Raw genomic sequence first — 19065 nt, 5'->3', positions numbered from 1 at the left:
GATGTTTCTCCCCACCCTTTAAATTCACATTTAATACACATATAATTATAATTTAATAAACAATACCTATACTACAAAACGTATTCAGAAAACGTGGAAAGAAGCACCTCGAAAAAGGCGCCTTCTACACGGACAATTTTTTTACTGCCTATTAGTGTATTTAAGGAAGTTTGGTGTCATTAAGTAAAAAACCTAGCAGCGCTTTTTCGATAATTGTATTTGGTACTGGCTTTCTATGTTTAACAAACAATGGATATGCAACGCCCGAAACGTTACTTGCAGATAAACAACAAGACCAAAATATCGAGCGGATCGCTGTGACAGGGTCCCGCATTACACAAAGCAATAATACGCATATACTGACTAATATTTCTAACGACACTATCACTCACTCTGCATTTGCTTCTTTATCAGATGTTCTGATCGATGAAGTAGTACAGATTAATGAAGGGATCAGTCATTTTAATTCTCAAAATAGCACCCATAATTCAGGCCTCTCAACCATTGATTTACGTGGCTTAGGACTCAACCGAACACTGACTTTGATCGATGGTCGGCGTGTCGTATCAAACAGTTATTCTGGCGATCTTGTCAGCCTTTCCACTATACCAAAGGGCATAATAAGAAATATTGAAATAATAACAGGCGGAGCTTCAGCAGCATACGGCTCTGGCGCACTCTCAGGTGTCGTCAATATCATTACTCGACAAAGCAAGGACGACACAACTATTAACTTAACCATGGGAGAAAGCGCAGCTGGCGGCGCAAGAGAAATATCAATCAATGCAGATACCGGTATTCAGTATGCCAACCAACAAGGACAGTTATTATTTAGTGCCTCTTATATCGAACACCTTGGCTTAGATTACTGGGATAGGCCGCGTGCTCAACAGCAAGATGACTGGCGGTATGACCCAAAAAGAATGTGCAACACAATGCTCACAGCGACATATGACGCTGAACAACAAAGTGCATATCATTGTATGCGTAATATTGAGCAAAGCGACTGGACTTCGTTAAGCGATGCGTTACCCGGTGGCGTGTTCAGCGAATCGAGCAGTTTTAAACCCAACTCTGGCTTTTGGTATGATGGCCAAACATTGCGAGATGATTGGCAAGAAGAAGTACATGGCTTACATTTTAATCAGTATAGTATGCTACAACTTCCGAGCCAGCAGCTCAGTATGGCAATAAAAAATGAATTTGATTTTAAATCAGACAACCAAGCCTATTTGCAATTACATTACAGCAAAAATGACAGCCTCAATATAAAGTCTCCAGAAAACGAAGATGAATGTGACCTCGTCATCACCTTTAACCCAAACACAGAGATGTTTAATTCCGATTGTATTGGTGCAATTCCCCACACTAACCCTTATGTGCCGGAAGAAATACGCACAAGTGCCAATCATCAAGACATAAAATGGGATCGTTTATTTCACGAAGTTGGCGCCGTCACTAACAAAAACTCGCGTGCAACTTTTCGTTCATGGGTGGGCCTAAATGGGGCTGTTGGGGACCGTTGGCAATGGGATGTCTCAGTTGGGTTTGGACAGTTCAAACAAAAACAGATCCGCTATAACGAACTACAAGTGGCTCATGTCAAACATGCCCTCAACGCAGAGCGGTTAAGCGATGGCTCAATCCGGTGCGCAGATCTGGATGCAAGGGAACATGGCTGTGCACCAATCAACTTATTTGGCGAGGACGCCATCAGTTCGGCAGCGGCCAATTACATACGCGCTAACCCTCAGTTAACGACGGAACTCTCGCAAACTAACTTAACAGCCACCATAACTGGGGAGCTTGCTACTTTAGCATCAGGCACAGTATTTTCAGTATTCGGGGCTGAATACAGAAAGGATAGTCAAGACGTATCCACCAATGTACCTCAAGGTGGTGTGACATTTAACTATATCCCTACTTTTTCGGGTGATGTTACCAGCTATGAAGTGTTTACAGAAGTGTCGGTCCCTCTGCTCAAAAACAAGCCACTTGCACATCAGTTAGATCTCTCTTTAGCTGCACGTGCTGCCGATTACAGCTGGTCAAACATGGGGTTAATTCAAAGCTATAATCTCGGCCTACATTACGCCCCAGCCGCACACTATGCGTTCAATTTTAACTGGGCAAAGTCAATGCGTGCCCCTACCATCACCGAGCTTATGTCACCAATACGCGGAGATTACAATGCCTTTCAAGATATATGCGATGGCGTAACTTCAACATCAACGCAACGTGGCCACGAAAATTGTCGAAAGGATCCGAGCATCCATGCAGTAATAACACAAGAAGGAATCTTTCTTGATCAAAACAATAGCTACTCACCGAATTTAGGTAACTCCGAACTCACTGAAGAAACTGCCAATAGCTACGCCTTTGGGATGCAATTCTCACCTATATTCATGACTAATTTAGCGGTAAATACAAGCTACTATAAAATCACTATCAACGATGTCATCACCACACTCTCTCACCAAGATATCATGACAAGATGCTATCAAACTGACACAGTATTTGATCCGAACAATCCATTTTGCCAAGCCATTAAAAGAGATAATGAAGGACAAATCATTGAGCTACAACAGCAATTAGTCAACGCAAATCGACTTACTACCCAAGGCTATGATTTGGCGATTAACTATACATACACTCTCAAAAACACGGGTAAACTCGCCTTCAAGCTCAATTGGAACCATGTTATTGAGCACGCCTTGTTATCTGACTCCATCAACCTTCGCGCACCTGAGATACATGAAGGGTACTTAAACCACCACATTTTTGAGGATACGGGGAAAGCGTCTATTTCGTGGCAACATGATCAATGGCAGGTGATATGGCATACACAATTTAAAAGTGCCATAAAACGCAGTAAGCAAACATATGAAAACTGGCTTAATTTTATCAATGCCAATCGTGAACGCTGTGCGCTGCAGTCAAGTGATTGTATTTCAAACCCTGAACCGCTTTGGGGTAATGACCTGCCTTCTTACACGACCCACTCTGTTCAATTAACTTACCAACAAAAAATACAAGAGACGACACTTAAGCTCTCTGCCAGCATAAAAAATATTTTTGATAATCAAGGGGCCTTTATAATCGGCGGAAATGGCAACTTCCACAGTGCATATGGTGGCGGGCGTGGACGCTTTATTACGTTAGGCACTCAAGTAACATTTTAATACGCAGAAAAAAGGCTTCACAGTGAAGCCTTTTTTAACTGAAGTCATCGACAATCACTTGTTAAGCTGTGCTTTTGCCGCTTCCACTTTTGAATAATCTAAACCCAGTTCCGCGACCGCTTCTTTTATTAGGCCTGGGTTTTGCATCACCAGCCCCATCAATTGCTGTAATTTTTCCGGTGGAATAGGTAACTGCTGTACAGTTGCCATGGCCATTAGAGGGTTTTCAGTCAGCGCCTGAAATACCGCTTTAATTTGTTCGTCAGAAATATTGTGCTCTTTTAGTAGCGCGATGATTGGATTCATAGTCAAACCTTAAACGATTAATGTGTTCGCTAGGCGCAGTCAAATACTCGCCTAGTAATATATACTTTTTTGTTGGGTCGAAAGTGCATAACTTCAACCCCATCAATTATGAAATATCTTTTTTTACCAATACTGCACCGTAAAACCCATCATATTCACTGTTTACACCCGGGACTAAACTGAGCTCTTCTTCTAAGGCCCAGTTTGAATTGTTAGCTAAAAATGCGTGCACCTGCTGCTCGTTTTCAGAGGGGAGAATAGAGCAAGTAGCATAGACCAGCTTGCCGCCAACACGACACATCTGACTGTATCGCTGCAAAATATCTTTTTGTAAAGCAATCAGGTCATCCACACTTTTCTCATTTAAATGCCACTTTGCATCAGGGTTGCGTCTAAATATACCTGTGCCAGAGCAAGGCACATCTAACAGCACACGATCAAACTTTTCTTTTTGTCTTTTAATCGTTTTACTATTTTGAATTAAGCGTGTCTCTATAACATGAGAGCCTGCACGCTTAGCACGCTTTTTTAACGTATCTAGCTTATGTTGATGGATATCTAGTGATAATAAACGCCCTTTATTTTCGAGCAAGGCAGCAATGTGCAGGCTTTTTCCACCAGCCCCAGCACATGCATCCACTACTTTCATGCCAGGCTTTATATCCAATAAACTGGCTATTTGCTGAGAACCCGCATCTTGCATTTCAAAATGGCCCTGTTGAAATGCATCGGTTCTAAACAAATACCCCATTTGCTCAACTTTAAGAGTATTTGGTAAACCATCAACAGAGACAGTGGTTATACGCTCTTTCGCCAAACTCTCTTGGACACTAACAGCGTCACTTTTAAGTGAGTTCACTCGAATAAAATGTTCGGCTGGCTTATTTAGTGCATTAGCAATTTGCTCCCATACACTGCCCAGCTCCTTTCTCGATCGCTCATCCAGCCAAGCTGGCATGCTCAGAAGCACATCGTCAGGCGCGCTGACGAGTTCTTTTTCGATTTCTTCTATATTCAATGTTGAGACTTCAGGTAACTCTGGGAGTGATTGACCATTTAACACAGTGTATGCGCCCCACATATGCCAAGCATCATCAGAGTTTAACCCTGTAACAGAGTCCACTAAATCTCGGCGCCCTAGCCCCCAGCACAGTTTTCGGCTATGACGGATCAAATCATAGAGAGTTGTAACAAAGTATGCACGCTGTTCGATGGTCCAAGCAGGGTTTGCTTGCAAGTGCTGCTGCACTATTTTGTCTGCATATTGTTCTAATGTTGAAGCCTGTAATAAGGCGCTATTCAAGCTCTCTAGTAATTGACGGGGTGCTATCACGGTGGTTTCTCATTTGTGAAGTACAAGGCGCGAATTGTAGCGCTTTTATGAGTCGTGCACCACTCAATTAACGTCTCCTTTCGAACAGGTCGTCACAAATAATTACAACCTCTACATTGCGCAATCAAGACTGCTCACATAGCATCTAAATCGAACTATTTGTGACCAATAAAGACTAATACCAAGCTAAGAATGTGAATTCTGTCATTCTCGACGGTAATAAAAAGAGAAAAATAACCCAATAAAACCTTTTCACTCTGAAAGGTCAATCTGCGATTTGGAGAAAATGATGAAGTTTAACGCTATTTTGGCTGCTTGTATCATCGTATCAAGCCATGGATATAGTGCTCAAATGCCACTAAAAATAGACACTGATAGCCCGTTGCTCTTAACAGACTCACCGGTTGTTTTCGCCGTTAATACAGAACAAAAGGCGCTAGAACGGATCAACTTAAACCAAACCACCTCGCATAAACTCCCCATAAGTATCACTTCAAAAGGGTTTCATTACGGATATATAGCTCACTCTAAAGAGGTGCAAGCATTCGTCCTAGACAAGGGCGGTGTGTATTTGGTGACCCCTAATAAAACAACGCAACTGGTCGCTTCTACTAGTTTACTTACTCGACTGCAAGTAGATGACTTTGAAAAAGTGGAGTTTGTTTTAGATGTCAATAAAGATGGTTTGAGCGATATTTATTTACCTGGATTTACTCGCAATGAGCTGTTTGTTCAGCAGTCCGATGGACAGTTTGTGAAACATGACTTTGAATATAGTTTACCTTTAAGAAGTCATACTTATAATGAATCACTGGAAATCAGCACAAACTTTACCTCTTTACCCATTGTTCATGATTTTAATGCTGATGGCTTCATAGATTTGGTATTTCGTACACGCCAAGAAGTCGCGGTGCTGTATGGTAATAAATCAGGTTATGCGAAAGAGGTAGAGTATGTTCACCTCCCTACTACATTTGGCAAAATTGCGGGCAACCGGACTCGCACGACACAAGATTTATTAGACATTAACCAAGATGGGCATCTAGATTTAATCACTCGGATCCGACCTGTTACGGAGGGGATTTCGGGCCTAGAGGCCAAAGTGGAATATGATTTATACCTTGGACAGGCCAGAGGTTTTAATTCTGGCGCAATCAAGCTACCTCACACCATCGGAGCTGGGGGCATGCGCATCGAGTATGATTTTGATGGTGATGGCTTACTTGATCTACAAACTCTCAATGTTGATATTGGTTTAACAACCATCGCAGCGATGGCACTGGGTGGGGGAAAAGCTGACATTGACGTCGACATGCACTTTTTTAAACAGCACCCACATACGCTGTTTAACACCACTCCAAGCACCGAAAAAGAAGTTGAACTTGAAATTGATATGAAGCGCTCGATGCAAGGTATGCCTTATTATACTGGGGATATAAATGGAGATAAAAAACATGATCTTGTTTTTAAGTCTGGCGATGAAACGTTAAGCGTATATTTTGGAGCCCCTAATCATTTATTAGGTAAAGAACGCACGAAAATAAACCGCCCTCTCCCTAAAAACCCAAACGATATTGTACTAGTAGATATAGATCAGAATGGCAAAGAAGACTTTGTTTTTAAATACGCAGATAAACAAGGAAAGGTTAAAATTGAAACATTATTAAACTAGAAATCCTTTATACTGAGCTAAGGGCAATATTCTATGCCTTTAGTTCCTTTTTAAGTAATAAACAAATAAATATATTAATATTTTATTAATTTTATTTCAAAAAATTAATAAATCACGGTATGGTTCCATTTTAGGAAAAATAACCATTTTAAAGGAACTATTGTGAAACTAAAATACAATGCACTTGTGCTGGCCATGATCTCTGCAATTCAACTAACTGGATGTGGTGGCGGAGGCGGTGGCAGCAATGAAGGAACGCCTCTTACAGAAACAAGACCTGTACAGACACCAACAACATCATCTACACCGACACCGGCGCCCGTGCAACTTGCCCCTTTTGCTGTAAGAACTATCCAAAAAAACCAATGTAGTTCCACGGCTGTTTCTGTTGATGTCATATTTCACGATGAAGATGGTGCATTTATTTCAAGTCAAAAAACCAATACTAATGGGCAATTAGAAACAGGTATCCCGCACAATGCTAGGCATGCTTCATTTGTACTTAAAACAACTGATGACCAAAACAGACTGCATACGCAAATAAAGACTGTACTTAATGTCCAAGATGGCTTTGAAGTCGATGCCCTAGTCTTTAATGACCCTAATACATGTGGTTGTAACGATATCACCTATGATCTAGAGACGTTGAGTGCGCAGCTTCCTAATGCGAATTTGCACAATGTAGCAGCCACCCACGTTAACTTAAATAATGGGCAAAGCGAATTATACGCATGTGTGCCAGAACGACAAAAGTTGTTATTCACGCATTCAGACACAGGTTATAAAGGGGGTCTATTCGACACATCCAAACCATCTACTTTGACATTATCTGATGAGCAGTTTACTGCACTTGGCACCCCGTTAGATTTAAGTAATTTAAGTTTTAAGCCAAATCATTTTGTTACACTCACATCTTATGTGGGTAATGAAGCAGTGTATGATGTGACCGTAAACGAAGCTGAGGTTAACCAAGCATTTGATGAACCACACGATAAGTTAGTGACTTTTAATGAGCTTGATACAATCAGCTATTTATCTACTGCAAAATTTGACGAAACATTCACCGGTAATGGTTTTGTCAGAACACATTCATATGCTTTGAGCCGAATTGATAGCGAAGGACATACTCATCAAACACAACTCTTTGATAATAATGAAGCGTATAACAGTGTATATAATTACTTCGAGCAAACAGCAGCTTCAGATGACTCCATGAACGTGACATTTGACTTCAAATCTGCGCATAGTCGCCTTGATGCACTTGTGTTTAGAACAACCTGGTCAGATTTTAACCATGGCAATAGCAGCTGGTACATCTTTAGTGATGGTCAAGATGTAGTTCCTGACATTAGATTTGGCGCGATTATACCCAGTGACTCTGTTTCATTCTCTGATTTTTCTATGGAAATTATTCTGTTAGATTTAAATACTGACCAAAACTTCGATGATATACGAGAACTCTATTTTGAAAGCGCTGAGAGTTTTCAAAAACGCGTAGACTCTGAACTATTTGATGGTATGGCCAGCTACTCACTGACAGTTTCAGAACAATAATTCATACTCGGTTGGGAGAAGCTCAGCTTCTCCTGAACTATCTTTAAAGGCCTTCGCATACCCACATTAAACATACAATTAAATAATAAAAAATTAATAATTTATTCAATTTTATATTCAAAGCCCAAACCTATTAAAAAAATGAACTTACTCAATATGATTAAACTATCAGAAATTGCTAATTATTGAAGATTAATTATTAACTTCTCTTCCCATGCAGGTAATAACGAAGAACATTGTGTGCTCTTCAATCAAGCCGCTTATCTGCGCTCAGACAAAGACAAAAACCAACTTGCCATTTAATGACTTAGCTGCATTTTATCTTTGAGCCATCCACGTCATATACAGTGAACAGACGATTTATCATTTACTTCCTATTTAACGTAAGTGATGAACACAAGGTACCTGAACTTACTCACATCAAACTGGATGAGGTGCCCATCTCAGCCTATGAGCCATTGACTCATTCATTAAATGAAGAAACTCAAACAGCTGTTTTAGATTTTGTGAGGTGAATCACACAGTAAATCTCGTCACCGCTAGCTATGCATGGGAGAACAAACAGCAAGCAAAGTACATTGGCAGATAATTGCAGATGGAGAAGTTACGATTCCACACCTACATTTTAGCGATGTGATCAAAGTCGATGAGTCTAAAAGTGTATCGCTCTTATTGACCCTTAGCGCACTTAATACTGAATATAAATTCAATGACTTAAGGGCGACCTAACTCAATAGCACAATAAGCTTCGAAAAACGCGTTGAGTCTAGGCTGTTTGGCTGCATGGCCAGTGACAGCCTCACTCTCAAGACATAATGTTAGGGGAAACCTCGGTTTCCCCTCCTCTTGTTACTTAATTAACTTCCAAGGTCCACTCGTATTTGTAGAGCTAGGTGTGTCACCTTGGGTCCACCACTTAGCTTCGTAGATTTTATCTTGGTAGCTCGCTTTATCACCTTTTAAATATACTTTATTGCTCTCCCAAGCTTTCACTCCACCGACAGGTGGCTTGTCATCGACAGGCGGTAACGTATCTACAACAGATACACTTGGCCAGCCAGTGTGCGACTGATAAAAGTTCGTCACACACTTCTCATAATCACCAGGAACAAGTGCTGAATAAGCAGTTTGATAACCCACTAATTTACACTCAAAAGAGTGACCCCCAGGTCTATCTGAATAATGGGCCCAACTGGCTTCCCAGTTTGTATACAACACGCCATTGGCACCATCTAGATTCAAACTACCAAATGGAGTTTGCTGCCAACACGTATTTTCTTCATCAGCCTCAATTGGAATGTTGTAATAATGAGATAGCCCTTCCCAATAACGAATACGATTGACAGGTTGCCCTTTATTGCGGTTGTGCTCACCACATTCAATGCCGCCATTAATCACATTGATAGTGGTACCAAAGCCATAACCAATGCCTGCATTAAGTTCGACTTGTGAAGGCACCCACGTTCTATCAATTACATGTAGCATCGCAGGTTTCGGCGCTTGTGGCGTTAAAAAGAACCAAATGGCTGATGCCAAATTTAACCATGAATCAGCGACTCGGCCTGGGTCATTCAAAAGGACTGTTGCATCACCATCAAACATCACTTCAGAAAACATGCCGTAGTTAAAGTGATACGATAACTGCTTTGCACCTCGGCCGAAATACCCTTGCCCAGCACCACAAGGCCAACGGCGGTTTTGCCAATCATTTTGTCCACACCCTGTACGATAGCCACCCTGTCCTTCAGACCACCCCATCTCGCGAACATGTACCAGTGCCTGTTGCCACTCTTCTAGCCTGTTGGGATTATCAGAGATGTTATCTTTAGAAATATGACCGCCAGTTTCTTGTGCAAAATGAGCAAACGCCGTCACGATTGATTTTTTACAAATGGCGTCCGCATCACGGCCATCTGTATACTCACCACAAAATGCTGGAAACTTACCAATAGCACGTAAAAAACGCGTGTACGTGTACTCTGGCGCAGCCATTTGCGTTAAGAAATCCCACTCGGCTTGGCCAAAAACACGTTCAACACGTTTTACGTTACTCGGATTACTCGCGGCACCTGGCACAATGGCTTCAACAATGGTATTGCTGCGAGTCTCAAGTGCTTTAGACCAAATTGCATACATTGGATCAGCTGTTAATGCTTGCTCAGCGGCGTTTAAATCTGCTCTAGATACAACATATCCGCCGGGATTATTGGGATCAGGCTGAACATTCATACCGTGAGTAAATGCGCTCGCGCATAAAATTGGCAAACACACTGTGGCGACTTTGGTAAGCTTACTTACCCCAATTTTGCTGTTATTCATAATTTACCTTTACATGTTGTTGAATTAAATAAAATTAAAATTTAATTTCTCATTATATGTTGTATCTAAAAAGCAGTAACCAGCTGCCTTCGACTTGATGAATATCAATGTTCATCAATTTAACAAATATTACACATTGACATCGCTGTCAACGTGAATTACCCGTTTTTCGAACAATTGCAAACTTGATTATCACTATATGTTCTGCAAAATAGGGAAATATTATTAGAAAAAAGAATAAGTAACACGATGAAGCTGACACAACTTAGCCATAATTATTTTTCTCAAGTTATTTCTCTTGGAAACTTAGTGCATGGAGAAAACTATTTAGACGACAAGAAGCTTGAGCAAATTTATCAAATGGGCTTAAAAAATGGTCTCAACGCCTCTTTTGTTGCAATCAACGAGTTCGACCAAGTTGTCGGTTTTAGACTCACTTATTGTGCTGAACAATGGACGATTGATAAGTGGTGTACGCCCTCAAAATGGCCGGTTGGCACAGAATCTATGGCGTACTTTAAGTGCATCGCTATTCACCCTCAGTCACAAGGTCAAGGCATTGGGCCAAAATTATTAGCAGCCTCTGTAAATGTACTCAAGCAGCAAGGAGCCAAAGCAGGAGTTGCTCACCTCTGGAAGCAGAGCCCTGGCAACGGTGCTGTAAAATACTTCACTAAATCAGGCGGAAAACTCGTAAAATTACACGATGATCGATGGCTAGAAAACTGTGTAAATGATGGTTATGAGTGCCCTATTTGCGGTAACGAATGCCACTGTCAAGCAGCTGAAATGGTATTGGAATTTTGATGAATACCTACGATCCACTATATCACGCTAACTGTAAAGGCCAACCTTTGCCTTCCACCTATTGGGCGACTCAGGTTAAACAAAGCGTGGTAATACGAAATCCAGAAGAATCGACAAAATACGATACCATTGTGATTGGTGGAGGCTTTACAGGCTTACTCACAGCATATTACTTGGCCACACTTTACGACCAACGTGTGTGTGTACTAGAAGCAAATCAAGTTGGCTTCGGTGCCAGTGCCAGAAATGCTGGATTTGCGTTACCCACAACAGGTAGATTGAGCCCACTAAGTATGGTCAAGCAATGGGGGGAAGACATCGCTTCACAGGTTTATCAGGAATACCAAAGTGGTGTGTCACGCATAAAAGAGTTAATACGCACTCACAATATCGACTGTGATCAGCAAGAATATGGTTATCTAAAGATAGCGCACTCTAAACAAGCAATGATGTCTTTATTTGACAGCTTTCAATATGCAAAAAAAGTATTTTCTGATGAACACCTGTCTTTTATCGATGTTGAAGAACTTCGTGCCAATTATATCAATATGCCCAATACATACGGCGCAATTAGAAACCAGCATGGTTTTGGGTTAAATCCACTCAAACTGCTCTATACCTACAAACGTATGGCTCAACAGGCTGGTGTTGATATATTTGAACAGAGTTTAGCTGAGCGAATCGGCAAAGTAGGCACAGATCATATTGTTGATGTAAACAGCATCCAATTAAAGGCCAAAAACCTGCTAATCACAGCAAATGCATACAATAATAGGGATTTTCATTCCACAATTAGTAAAAAATATTTGCCAATTTTAAGCAGCATCCTCGTCACTCGCCCTTTAAGCAAAGATGAATTAGCCTCGACCGGGCTGAGAACAAACCAAGTAATGATGGATACTCGAACCTTAAAATATTATTACCGCCTTTTACCCGATAACCGATTATTATTTGGAGGAAGAGGCGCGGTATACGGTAAAGACCAAGACAAAATAAAATACCAGCGGCATCTTACCCACGCCATGCACAGTGGCTTTCCTGCACTAAAGTCATTGACTGCGGATCATTACTGGCATGGCTATATTGCAGCCACGCTAGATGACCATCCACATATTTATTTTAAAGATAATATTGGTTACGCCATTGGTTATTGCGGAGCAGGTGTTGCATTTAGTGCACAAGCCTCCTTGCGTTTGGCACAAATGGCATCATCGAATAAAACACCTTCATTACCCATCTACAGAAAACCAGCCCCTTCAATGCCATTTGCTCGGTTTAGTCGATTAGGTCAACTTGCGTACTACCACTATGCACAGCTCAAAGATAGTCTGTTTTAACAGGGGATATCATTGAACAAACACAAAGAAGCCACAAAAATAGATCAAAAATTAAACAAAAAGCACATCATATTTCAATGTTTGAGCCGTTAAATAAAACTGGCTATTAAACATAAATAAGGAAAATAAAATGAAAAAGTTCGTTATTGCTACTTTATTTGCAAGTATTTCTGGTGTTGCTGCTGCGAATACAATTGAGCTAGAAACTATAGAAAACAGTAATGTTGCATTCGAAAAAGCAGAAGTAACAATTGCCCCTAACCAAGGTGTATTTGCATCAAGCGTTGTAACATACTATAGCCCAAGAGTATGGGTGAATGGCCGACTTCAAAAGTTCTTTGTTGGCGCTACAAATGGGAACCAATTCTGTGAAGAACGTGGTCATAATCAGGAAGTCAGCGGTAGCACAATCACATGTGGTGAAGATGAGTCATCGTACGCAAACTACGATTGGTATGGAAAGTCTTGGGTGTATAAAAGCACTGGTAGTAAAAATCAATGCTATCAACTATATGCAACTATCAAGTGCCAATAATGTTCAATATTCGCTGAATAAGCCTTCAGTGTAACACTGCTAATATTCAGCGTTCATAGGAGGTCAATGACCTCCTTATATTCATTATATAAAGCGCTTTTATATTGCAGCTTCCGTTTTTTTAATCAAGCCATACAGCTCATCTTTTAGTTGAACACGTTCCATTTTTTTCGTGTCTAAGTAATCATCCGTCGTGTTTTCAATCCCCTCCTCTATGCGACGTACTTCTCTATCTAAATCATTGTATTTATTAAATAGTTTAGCAAAATGGTTGTCATTCATTTTGAGGTGACGAATGGTGTGATGATGATCCGGAAACTCATGTAATAAATCGTGTTTTTCTATGCTCATTGATAGGTCCTTATGCATATTTGTAGGCTTGATCTCATTATTGCCAAACACAAGAAATTACAATTGATCTACATCAGTAATTACACATTACTTGATTAAAAGGTCAGACTAAACATATCTCAAAAAGAAGGGGGCTGCTTTTCTCATACTGTGCTTATTGTTATTTTGACCTAAAAAACACAGTTCTGGTTTTTGAACACATGGGTAAAGCAAAAAACAGGAGCAATCAGGTATGAAAAATGAGCAGTTGGGAAATTACTTTTTGTAACAGAGAAGATGAATGACGAACATATTCGTCCCATTGCAACGCGCTTTGGCGTAAACCCACTGTCTGAAGCAACGTATTATATAATTTTTACTTTCCCATCAAGTCGACTTTTTCCGCATGGTTACATCAATGCATTTTGTTGGCTGAGGTCTGATCGGAGTTTCTCTATTTGCATAACCAGCTCCACCTCCCGTTACTAACAAAGTTTGTCTGTTAATTAATATAATCATATTTATTAGTCCTTTTTGCTTTAAAGGGTTTAGTGATATACGCAATCACCACCAAACACTCTAATATATGAACCAATATCTGTACAGGGTTTAAAATATACTCTACGACAAAAGTATTATCAATAAAATAACTAAGGTATAACCATACTTCAATGCCTGCAACCAAATTAACTACGAGAGACATAAAAAATAACAAACAAATTGCTGCCTCGTGTGGAGAAAGTGCGTATTGACGGGTTGCCTCAGAAAAGTACTGAATTCTCGTATACTTAAACAGTACACTAGCCCAGTATTGGCGGCCTAACACCCCAATCAAAAATACCGCATTTAATAACACTACCAGCGCATAGTATGGTGTTTGTAAATGTGCGAACAATGGAAGAAGTGTCATATCTATGCTCTCTAAAAACAGTAATGACAAAATAAACCATCGACCGTTAACACTCCCCCAAACCACAAATAACGCGATGATATATATAGGCAAATTAAGAAAGACAACAAATTCCATTACGCTTGCTCCTTGTGCTTGTTTGTAAGTCTATCTATAGCGCCGAAATAAGTTGCCGATGAATGCCCAAGGCGCATGAATATTATGAGTAGTTTAATAACTGGGGTGTCTGACTTATTACTTGCCCAACTGATGAAAATGCCATGATCGACTAGTTTTATCATTTTCTTAGCTAATTCAGCTTGCGTAATGTTCATTGTTTTTGAATTCGTAGCCCACATCGTACTTCTTCTTGTACCTTATTGATCCGCAACTCCCTTTCTCACTCACCGATGCTCGTTACATATTCCATATAGTAAGAAAAGATCATAAATAAATTCATGCTACATAAACATTAACGCCTTGTAAATTCAATACATCATTATCAGAAGCTGCATTAGACACTTTTTCATTAAAGTGATTATATTTAGATAATCACCCTTGAATAAAAATACGATAATTATATAGGTCAAAAGCTCGTAACAGCATAAAACTCAAAATAGAGAGTTTTTTAATAGTAAGGCCAAGTTAATTTATAAATTATTAGTAATGTTGACCCCCTGTTACCATGGGATCTCAGAGCCATCAAAACTTAAAAAGCAGCCACTTTGCTCTTCTTGTAGTTGATCAATCACGCGTTTAAGTCCTTGTGCAGATTCTTCTGGCGAGATCAATGCATTGGTCCCGCCCATTTCTGTTTTTACCCAGCCAGGGTGCAGCGCTACCGTTTTTATCCCCTGTGGCAGCAAATCATTCGATAAGCTTTTAATCACTGAGTTAAGTGCTGCCTTTGAACTACGGTAGATGTAACCACCACCTTTGGTATTTTCGGTATGGCTGCCAACTCTTGAAGAAAGTGCTGCAAATACTTTTTTCTGTCCTAACATCAAATTCGGATAAAATGATTCTGCCAATTTAGCTGGGGCAATCGCATTCACTTCCATCACTTCTCGCCACGCCTCTACATCGCAGTGCCCAAAACCGTAACCTTTGGGTCCATACAATCCTGCATTATTAATGACAATATCAATAGCCTGATGCTGTAAAGCGCCAGCAAGATTATGAAGTTGCACATAGTCGGTTACATCTAAAGAATAAATATCAAGATGACCAGGATAACCAAGCGTATCAGTATGACGTAATTCACTACATGAGCTCATATTTCTAACAGTGGCATGTACATGCCAGCCGTGCTCCAAATATAACCTCACTAGTGCTAAGCCAATTCCTCTATTAGCACCTGTTATCAATATACTTGGCATTACTTCCCCCCAATCTAATAAACATTAGGCAAATTTGAACTAATAAAAGCTAGAAAATCAAGTTAAGGTGGGTGTCTAAAGAAGGCTAGTGGCGATTAAGCCAGTGCTTTGCTGTGTGTGCTTCAGAAAAGTATCGTGTTTGACCGCCAAGTATCCAGCCACCAATGATAGACATCATCCGCTGCCATCGATTACACCCAATAACCGCGGTCCGCGTAAATTGTTCACTATATTGACTGGCAAGTCGAATATCCGTCCAAACTTCGCCGACCTCCCAGCCTTTAAGTTCAGTCAGATCAATTAGGACATAAATGTCTTCTTCTATATTTTGCGATACAACATGGTCAACGATTGGTAGCACAACGACATAGTCTTCATGGGTAAGCCGACCAACCGCTTTAAAACTCAGTAATAAACCAAAATCCCGGCGTTCCGTGCCGACTGAAATACCATGGAATTCGTTCATTTGCATGTTCCGCTTATAAAAGTAAAAAAAAAGTAAACAATGCCCTTTTTTACAATAGTCCAAAATTATCCGTCACGCACATTTTTATAAATCGACTATCCTTAAAAATACTCGCTCATTCAAACCTTGACTTCAGGTAAAACTAATAAAATAGGAAAAGCATTGAAAATATTAATAATTTTTCTTGTGAGTCTGGTCACTTCACACTGTTATGCGCAAACTGAAAAAACATGGTTTAATCAAGCTAGTTACACCAAGCTTGAAGATGCTGATACACGCACCTTGCACTTGAGTACACATTACTACTTTGCGCCTCAGGCTAATTTTTGGGTGTGGGATGACTTTGGCTACTTAGATACTGACACGAATATACTCCTGTCGTACACCAATGATGAACAGTCTGTTTTTACCGGAGTCGAAGGGGAGCTTTTTATCTCTAACTGGTTTGCTACAGCAAGCATTGAAGACTTAGGAGACACAGACGATAACTACACAGTTGGGCTGGGTTATCTATTTTTTGAAAACCTGAAAGTCAGTGCTAGGCATCAACACCAAACTGACAGCGATGATATTATTTGGTTACAAGGGCAACTCAACATCGATATTGATGAAAATGCGTATGTTGGTACCACCTTAATCAGTGATGATGAATTCGATAATTGGCAGATTGAAGTACGCTATTTTCGTCGCCTTGGAGAGCAAAAATACTTTACGCTTGATTTAACACACGAAAACTCAAACAGTAAAAATCACAATAACTTTATTGCAAATTACTATTTTAACCAACACTTCGCCCTTGGGGTGGGCAGCAATGAGTCACACCTGCTTGTCGAAGGCAAGTATTTCGTTAATCACAGCTTTTTTGTTAAAGCACGATACCAAGAGCAAAGTGATGATGAGCAATCCTTAGAGATGTCTATGCAAGCGCAGTTTTAACCGTCGAATTAGTATATGCGACGACGAAAAGCATCATTGATGGCTTCTACTTTCGTATGTGACAAGTCGCCTGTACTTGCCTCAACCCATGACTCAAAATCAGCGAAGCTCTCTAATTCAAACATTTTTGCTGTTACATCAGAACAGTTTAATGCAAGCATGTCATAGATAACTAACTCTGCGTGCCACTCTGCATCAAGCACCTCAAACCGCTCTCCTCGTTTTATCATAAAAGCTCTTTGAAAACTGCGCTTCAGCTGCATCAATCCGAGCCTGCCAACGTCGTCACTTTTCGGTAATGCGTAATCACTGTACTGCCACTGTGCTTTTGGGAAGACAATCGAAAAGTCTGGGCTACTTGGTGCTACATAATTAAACTGAATAGTCTCATTTGCCGTCAGTACGACATCATAAGGACTAAAGTTAAATGCAATATTTAAGCTACAATCACCCTCAGTCAATACAAGATCACCGTATACTCGAATATCCGTAGTCAGCTTAACTGTATACCCTGAGCAATCTTTATCAGGGATAGTAAGACCGGATGAGAAACAGCTAAAATCATCCTGACTTAAAGCTAAAGATGTTGATTTGTCCAAACAGAAAAACTCACCCAGTAACTCCGTGTTCGCAGCTTCATTTTCACCTTGAGTCAACCACGCTTTTAAACTTACCAGCTGTGGAATAAGTACGCCTTCAGGCGCTAAAAACTGAACCAAATGCTTGAAGATATACACTTGTGGCTCGCGTTTTAACAAAGCGGTCATGGTTTCTGAAATAATAATGTCAAAGCGATCATGGGACGACTCGGGATGCCATAATGTCGCGTCCGCATGATGCGTACGAATATTGTAATGACCTAAATTAAAGTGGTTAATTAATTTATGTACCGCATCAATATTCTCTTGATGAATATCGATTAAGGTAACCTCAACAGGTAAGTTATCACTCACTGCTAGTAAAGGTATAAGCAAAGTAGCGTAAGGTCCAGTCCCTGCATAAAGTACTCTAACGGGAGCGTCATTTTCTCTAATGCAGTCATTTATCGCTTGTGCGACGCCTTGAGCGAATAATTGTGTTCGCACTGTTTCTTCAAAACACTTTGCCGCTTGTACGGGAGAAATCGCAACACCTGACGCGGTTTCTGTTTTATCAGACTGATTCATATCTGTGCTGGTCAATATCCCAGTAACAGTGCCCAAATAGTCCACCATGGCCTTGATATCAACTTTATCGATATCCCCTTTAGGGGCGCTCAGTAAAACCTGCGCAACATCGACAAACTGTGATTTAGATAACCCCATAACTTCCCTATTTTTTATAAACTTAAATTAACGTTGAGGATAGAGTGACATACCCCAAAAGTAAAACTAAAAGGCTTGCAAAAAACAGTCTTAAATATCTGAGCTGTTGTGATGTTTTTACAACCCGATGTAAAACCCCGCCAAAATATAACCATAGCGCATCTGCCACGATTGCAACCGCAAACAGTATACTGGCCGCCACCACGCTGGCCTGCACTTGAGATTCAAACGGCAAAGCGACATTAGCAAATATAGCGATACAGGCAGCATACGCTTTGGGGTTAAACAAATTCAAAATGAACCCATCCATAAAACCAACAGACTTATCTCCAGTGGAAGATAAAGCACTTTTATTGGTAGCAATTTTATATGCAACGTAAAGTAAGTAGAGTAAAGCTGCAACTTGCAATAGGTGTGTTAATTGCGGGAAGCCTAACAGTAATGCACCTAGTCCTGTTGCCGACGCGACAATAGCCACCAGCAAGCCGCTCAAAATACCAAGTAAGAATGGCATCCCTTTTTTGACCCCTGAGCTTGCACCAACCGCAGCGAGTGCCAAAGGGGCAGGACCAGGTGAACCAAGTAACAAAAATGTTGTAAATGCGAGCGACATAATGGCTTCTAGCATGGGGTCTCCAAACTTTCCTTTTTGTTTTATGTTTTGTTTTTCTTGTGTTGAGTTCGTCGATAAAATGACGAGAGACGGTTGAGGAGAA

17 protein-coding genes are annotated in these 19065 nt (G+C 40.5%); 8 read left to right on the top strand and 9 right to left on the bottom strand.

What is annotated here, in order from left to right; all coding sequences use genetic code 11:
• Positions 1 to 173: 173 nt before the first annotated feature.
• On the top strand, positions 174 to 3182 hold the full coding sequence (locus tag N473_RS21705) for a TonB-dependent receptor domain-containing protein (protein ID WP_196766452.1): 3009 nt from the start codon (positions 174 to 176) through the stop codon (positions 3180 to 3182).
• Positions 3183 to 3236: 54 nt separating this feature from the next.
• Here N473_RS21705 and N473_RS21700 read toward each other — a convergent pair whose 3' ends face one another.
• Together N473_RS21700 and N473_RS21695 are read right to left on the bottom strand one after the other, a co-directional pair.
• Complete coding sequence (locus tag N473_RS21700; RefSeq protein WP_039610700.1) at positions 3237 to 3488, bottom strand: DUF2999 family protein; 252 nt, start codon at positions 3486 to 3488, stop codon at positions 3237 to 3239.
• Positions 3489 to 3594: 106 nt separating this feature from the next.
• On the bottom strand, positions 3595 to 4821 hold the full coding sequence (locus N473_RS21695) for an RsmB/NOP family class I SAM-dependent RNA methyltransferase (RefSeq protein WP_155735694.1): 1227 nt from the start codon (positions 4819 to 4821) through the stop codon (positions 3595 to 3597).
• 286 nt (positions 4822 to 5107) lie between these two features.
• On the opposite strand from N473_RS21695, the gene N473_RS21690 reads away from it, so the two are divergent.
• The 3 genes from N473_RS21690 to N473_RS26360 all read left to right on the top strand — a co-directional run bounded on the left by N473_RS21690 (position 5108) and on the right by N473_RS26360 (position 8776).
• The gene (locus N473_RS21690) at positions 5108 to 6493 is read left to right on the top strand and encodes an FG-GAP repeat domain-containing protein (protein WP_081221347.1); all 1386 of its coding nucleotides are present in this window, start codon (positions 5108 to 5110) and stop codon (positions 6491 to 6493) included.
• Between the two features lie 162 nt (positions 6494 to 6655).
• A complete protein-coding gene (locus tag N473_RS21685; protein ID WP_063369745.1) occupies positions 6656 to 8047 on the top strand; it encodes a hypothetical protein in 1392 nt (463 codons plus the stop codon).
• Between the two features lie 549 nt (positions 8048 to 8596).
• A complete protein-coding gene (locus tag N473_RS26360) occupies positions 8597 to 8776 on the top strand; it encodes a hypothetical protein (RefSeq protein ID WP_155735693.1) in 180 nt (59 codons plus the stop codon).
• Between the two features lie 120 nt (positions 8777 to 8896).
• Here N473_RS26360 and N473_RS21680 read toward each other — a convergent pair whose 3' ends face one another.
• Positions 8897 to 10366 carry a chitinase gene (locus tag N473_RS21680; protein WP_081221346.1) on the bottom strand — a complete coding sequence of 490 codons (1470 nt, stop codon included), beginning with the start codon at positions 10364 to 10366 and terminating at the stop codon, positions 8897 to 8899.
• 249 nt (positions 10367 to 10615) lie between these two features.
• Between N473_RS21680 and N473_RS21675 the strand changes: the two genes are divergently transcribed.
• From N473_RS21675 to N473_RS21665, 3 genes are all read left to right on the top strand, one after another.
• The gene (locus N473_RS21675; protein WP_063369744.1) at positions 10616 to 11173 is read left to right on the top strand and encodes a GNAT family N-acetyltransferase; all 558 of its coding nucleotides are present in this window, start codon (positions 10616 to 10618) and stop codon (positions 11171 to 11173) included.
• Positions 11173 to 12510, top strand: a complete 1338-nt coding sequence (locus N473_RS21670) for an NAD(P)/FAD-dependent oxidoreductase (RefSeq protein WP_063369743.1) — start codon at positions 11173 to 11175, stop codon at positions 12508 to 12510. The genes N473_RS21675 and N473_RS21670 overlap by 1 nt, the downstream gene beginning before the upstream one ends.
• A 130-nt stretch (positions 12511 to 12640) precedes the next feature.
• On the top strand, positions 12641 to 13045 hold the full coding sequence (locus N473_RS21665; protein ID WP_081221344.1) for a hypothetical protein: 405 nt from the start codon (positions 12641 to 12643) through the stop codon (positions 13043 to 13045).
• Between the two features lie 99 nt (positions 13046 to 13144).
• Here the strand turns inward: N473_RS21665 and N473_RS21660 are convergent, their stop codons facing one another.
• The 4 genes from N473_RS21660 to N473_RS21640 form a co-directional block, all read right to left on the bottom strand.
• Positions 13145 to 13396, bottom strand: coding sequence for a YdcH family protein (locus N473_RS21660; RefSeq protein ID WP_063369742.1), 252 nt, complete (start codon positions 13394 to 13396; stop codon positions 13145 to 13147).
• A gap of 481 nt (positions 13397 to 13877) precedes the next feature.
• Entirely contained in the window at positions 13878 to 14402 is a 525-nt protein-coding gene (locus tag N473_RS21655; protein WP_063369741.1) for a hypothetical protein, read from the bottom strand.
• A gap of 542 nt (positions 14403 to 14944) precedes the next feature.
• Positions 14945 to 15643, bottom strand: a complete 699-nt coding sequence (locus N473_RS21645; protein ID WP_063369739.1) for an SDR family oxidoreductase — start codon at positions 15641 to 15643, stop codon at positions 14945 to 14947.
• An 85-nt stretch (positions 15644 to 15728) separates the two neighbouring features.
• Positions 15729 to 16109: an STAS/SEC14 domain-containing protein gene (locus tag N473_RS21640; protein ID WP_063369801.1), complete on the bottom strand. Its 381-nt coding sequence runs from the start codon at positions 16107 to 16109 to the stop codon at positions 15729 to 15731.
• A 162-nt stretch (positions 16110 to 16271) separates the two neighbouring features.
• Here N473_RS21640 and N473_RS21635 point away from each other — a divergent pair, with 162 nt between their 5' ends.
• The gene (locus N473_RS21635) at positions 16272 to 17045 is read left to right on the top strand and encodes a putative porin (protein WP_063369738.1); all 774 of its coding nucleotides are present in this window, start codon (positions 16272 to 16274) and stop codon (positions 17043 to 17045) included.
• Between the two features lie 8 nt (positions 17046 to 17053).
• Here the strand turns inward: N473_RS21635 and N473_RS21630 are convergent, their stop codons facing one another.
• Both N473_RS21630 and N473_RS21625 read right to left on the bottom strand, forming a co-directional pair.
• A complete protein-coding gene (locus tag N473_RS21630; protein ID WP_063369737.1) occupies positions 17054 to 18349 on the bottom strand; it encodes a class I SAM-dependent methyltransferase in 1296 nt (431 codons plus the stop codon).
• A 22-nt stretch (positions 18350 to 18371) separates the two neighbouring features.
• Positions 18372 to 18977 carry a LysE family translocator gene (locus tag N473_RS21625; RefSeq protein ID WP_063369736.1) on the bottom strand — a complete coding sequence of 202 codons (606 nt, stop codon included), beginning with the start codon at positions 18975 to 18977 and terminating at the stop codon, positions 18372 to 18374.
• Between the last annotated feature and the right edge of the window lie 88 nt (positions 18978 to 19065).

Origin of the sequence: Pseudoalteromonas luteoviolacea CPMOR-1 (assembly GCF_001625685.1) — a bacterium.
Taxonomy (GTDB): domain Bacteria; phylum Pseudomonadota; class Gammaproteobacteria; order Enterobacterales; family Alteromonadaceae; genus Pseudoalteromonas; species Pseudoalteromonas luteoviolacea_K.
Note: the sequence above shows the minus strand (reverse complement) of the source record. Positions and strands in the feature narration are given on the sequence as shown.

Bases quoted from the DNA above. Each gene is read 5' to 3' on its own strand.
- N473_RS21645 (WP_063369739.1), bottom strand. From the start codon at position 15,643: ATGCCAAGTATATTGATAACAGGTGCTAATAGAGGAATTGGCTTAGCA.
- N473_RS21655 (WP_063369741.1), bottom strand. From the start codon at position 14,402: ATGGAATTTGTTGTCTTTCTTAATTTGCCTATATATATCATCGCGTTA.
- N473_RS21700 (WP_039610700.1), bottom strand. From the start codon at position 3,488: ATGAATCCAATCATCGCGCTACTAAAAGAGCACAATATTTCTGACGAA.
- N473_RS21690 (WP_081221347.1), top strand. From the start codon at position 5,108: ATGATGAAGTTTAACGCTATTTTGGCTGCTTGTATCATCGTATCAAGC.
- N473_RS21640 (WP_063369801.1), bottom strand. From the start codon at position 16,109: ATGAACGAATTCCATGGTATTTCAGTCGGCACGGAACGCCGGGATTTT.
- N473_RS21680 (WP_081221346.1), bottom strand. From the start codon at position 10,366: ATGAATAACAGCAAAATTGGGGTAAGTAAGCTTACCAAAGTCGCCACA.
- N473_RS26360 (WP_155735693.1), top strand. From the start codon at position 8,597: ATGGGAGAACAAACAGCAAGCAAAGTACATTGGCAGATAATTGCAGAT.
- N473_RS21670 (WP_063369743.1), top strand. From the start codon at position 11,173: ATGAATACCTACGATCCACTATATCACGCTAACTGTAAAGGCCAACCT.
- N473_RS21625 (WP_063369736.1), bottom strand. From the start codon at position 18,977: ATGCTAGAAGCCATTATGTCGCTCGCATTTACAACATTTTTGTTACTT.
- N473_RS21665 (WP_081221344.1), top strand. From the start codon at position 12,641: ATGAAAAAGTTCGTTATTGCTACTTTATTTGCAAGTATTTCTGGTGTT.
- N473_RS21660 (WP_063369742.1), bottom strand. From the start codon at position 13,396: ATGAGCATAGAAAAACACGATTTATTACATGAGTTTCCGGATCATCAT.
- N473_RS21630 (WP_063369737.1), bottom strand. From the start codon at position 18,349: ATGGGGTTATCTAAATCACAGTTTGTCGATGTTGCGCAGGTTTTACTG.
- N473_RS21675 (WP_063369744.1), top strand. From the start codon at position 10,616: ATGAAGCTGACACAACTTAGCCATAATTATTTTTCTCAAGTTATTTCT.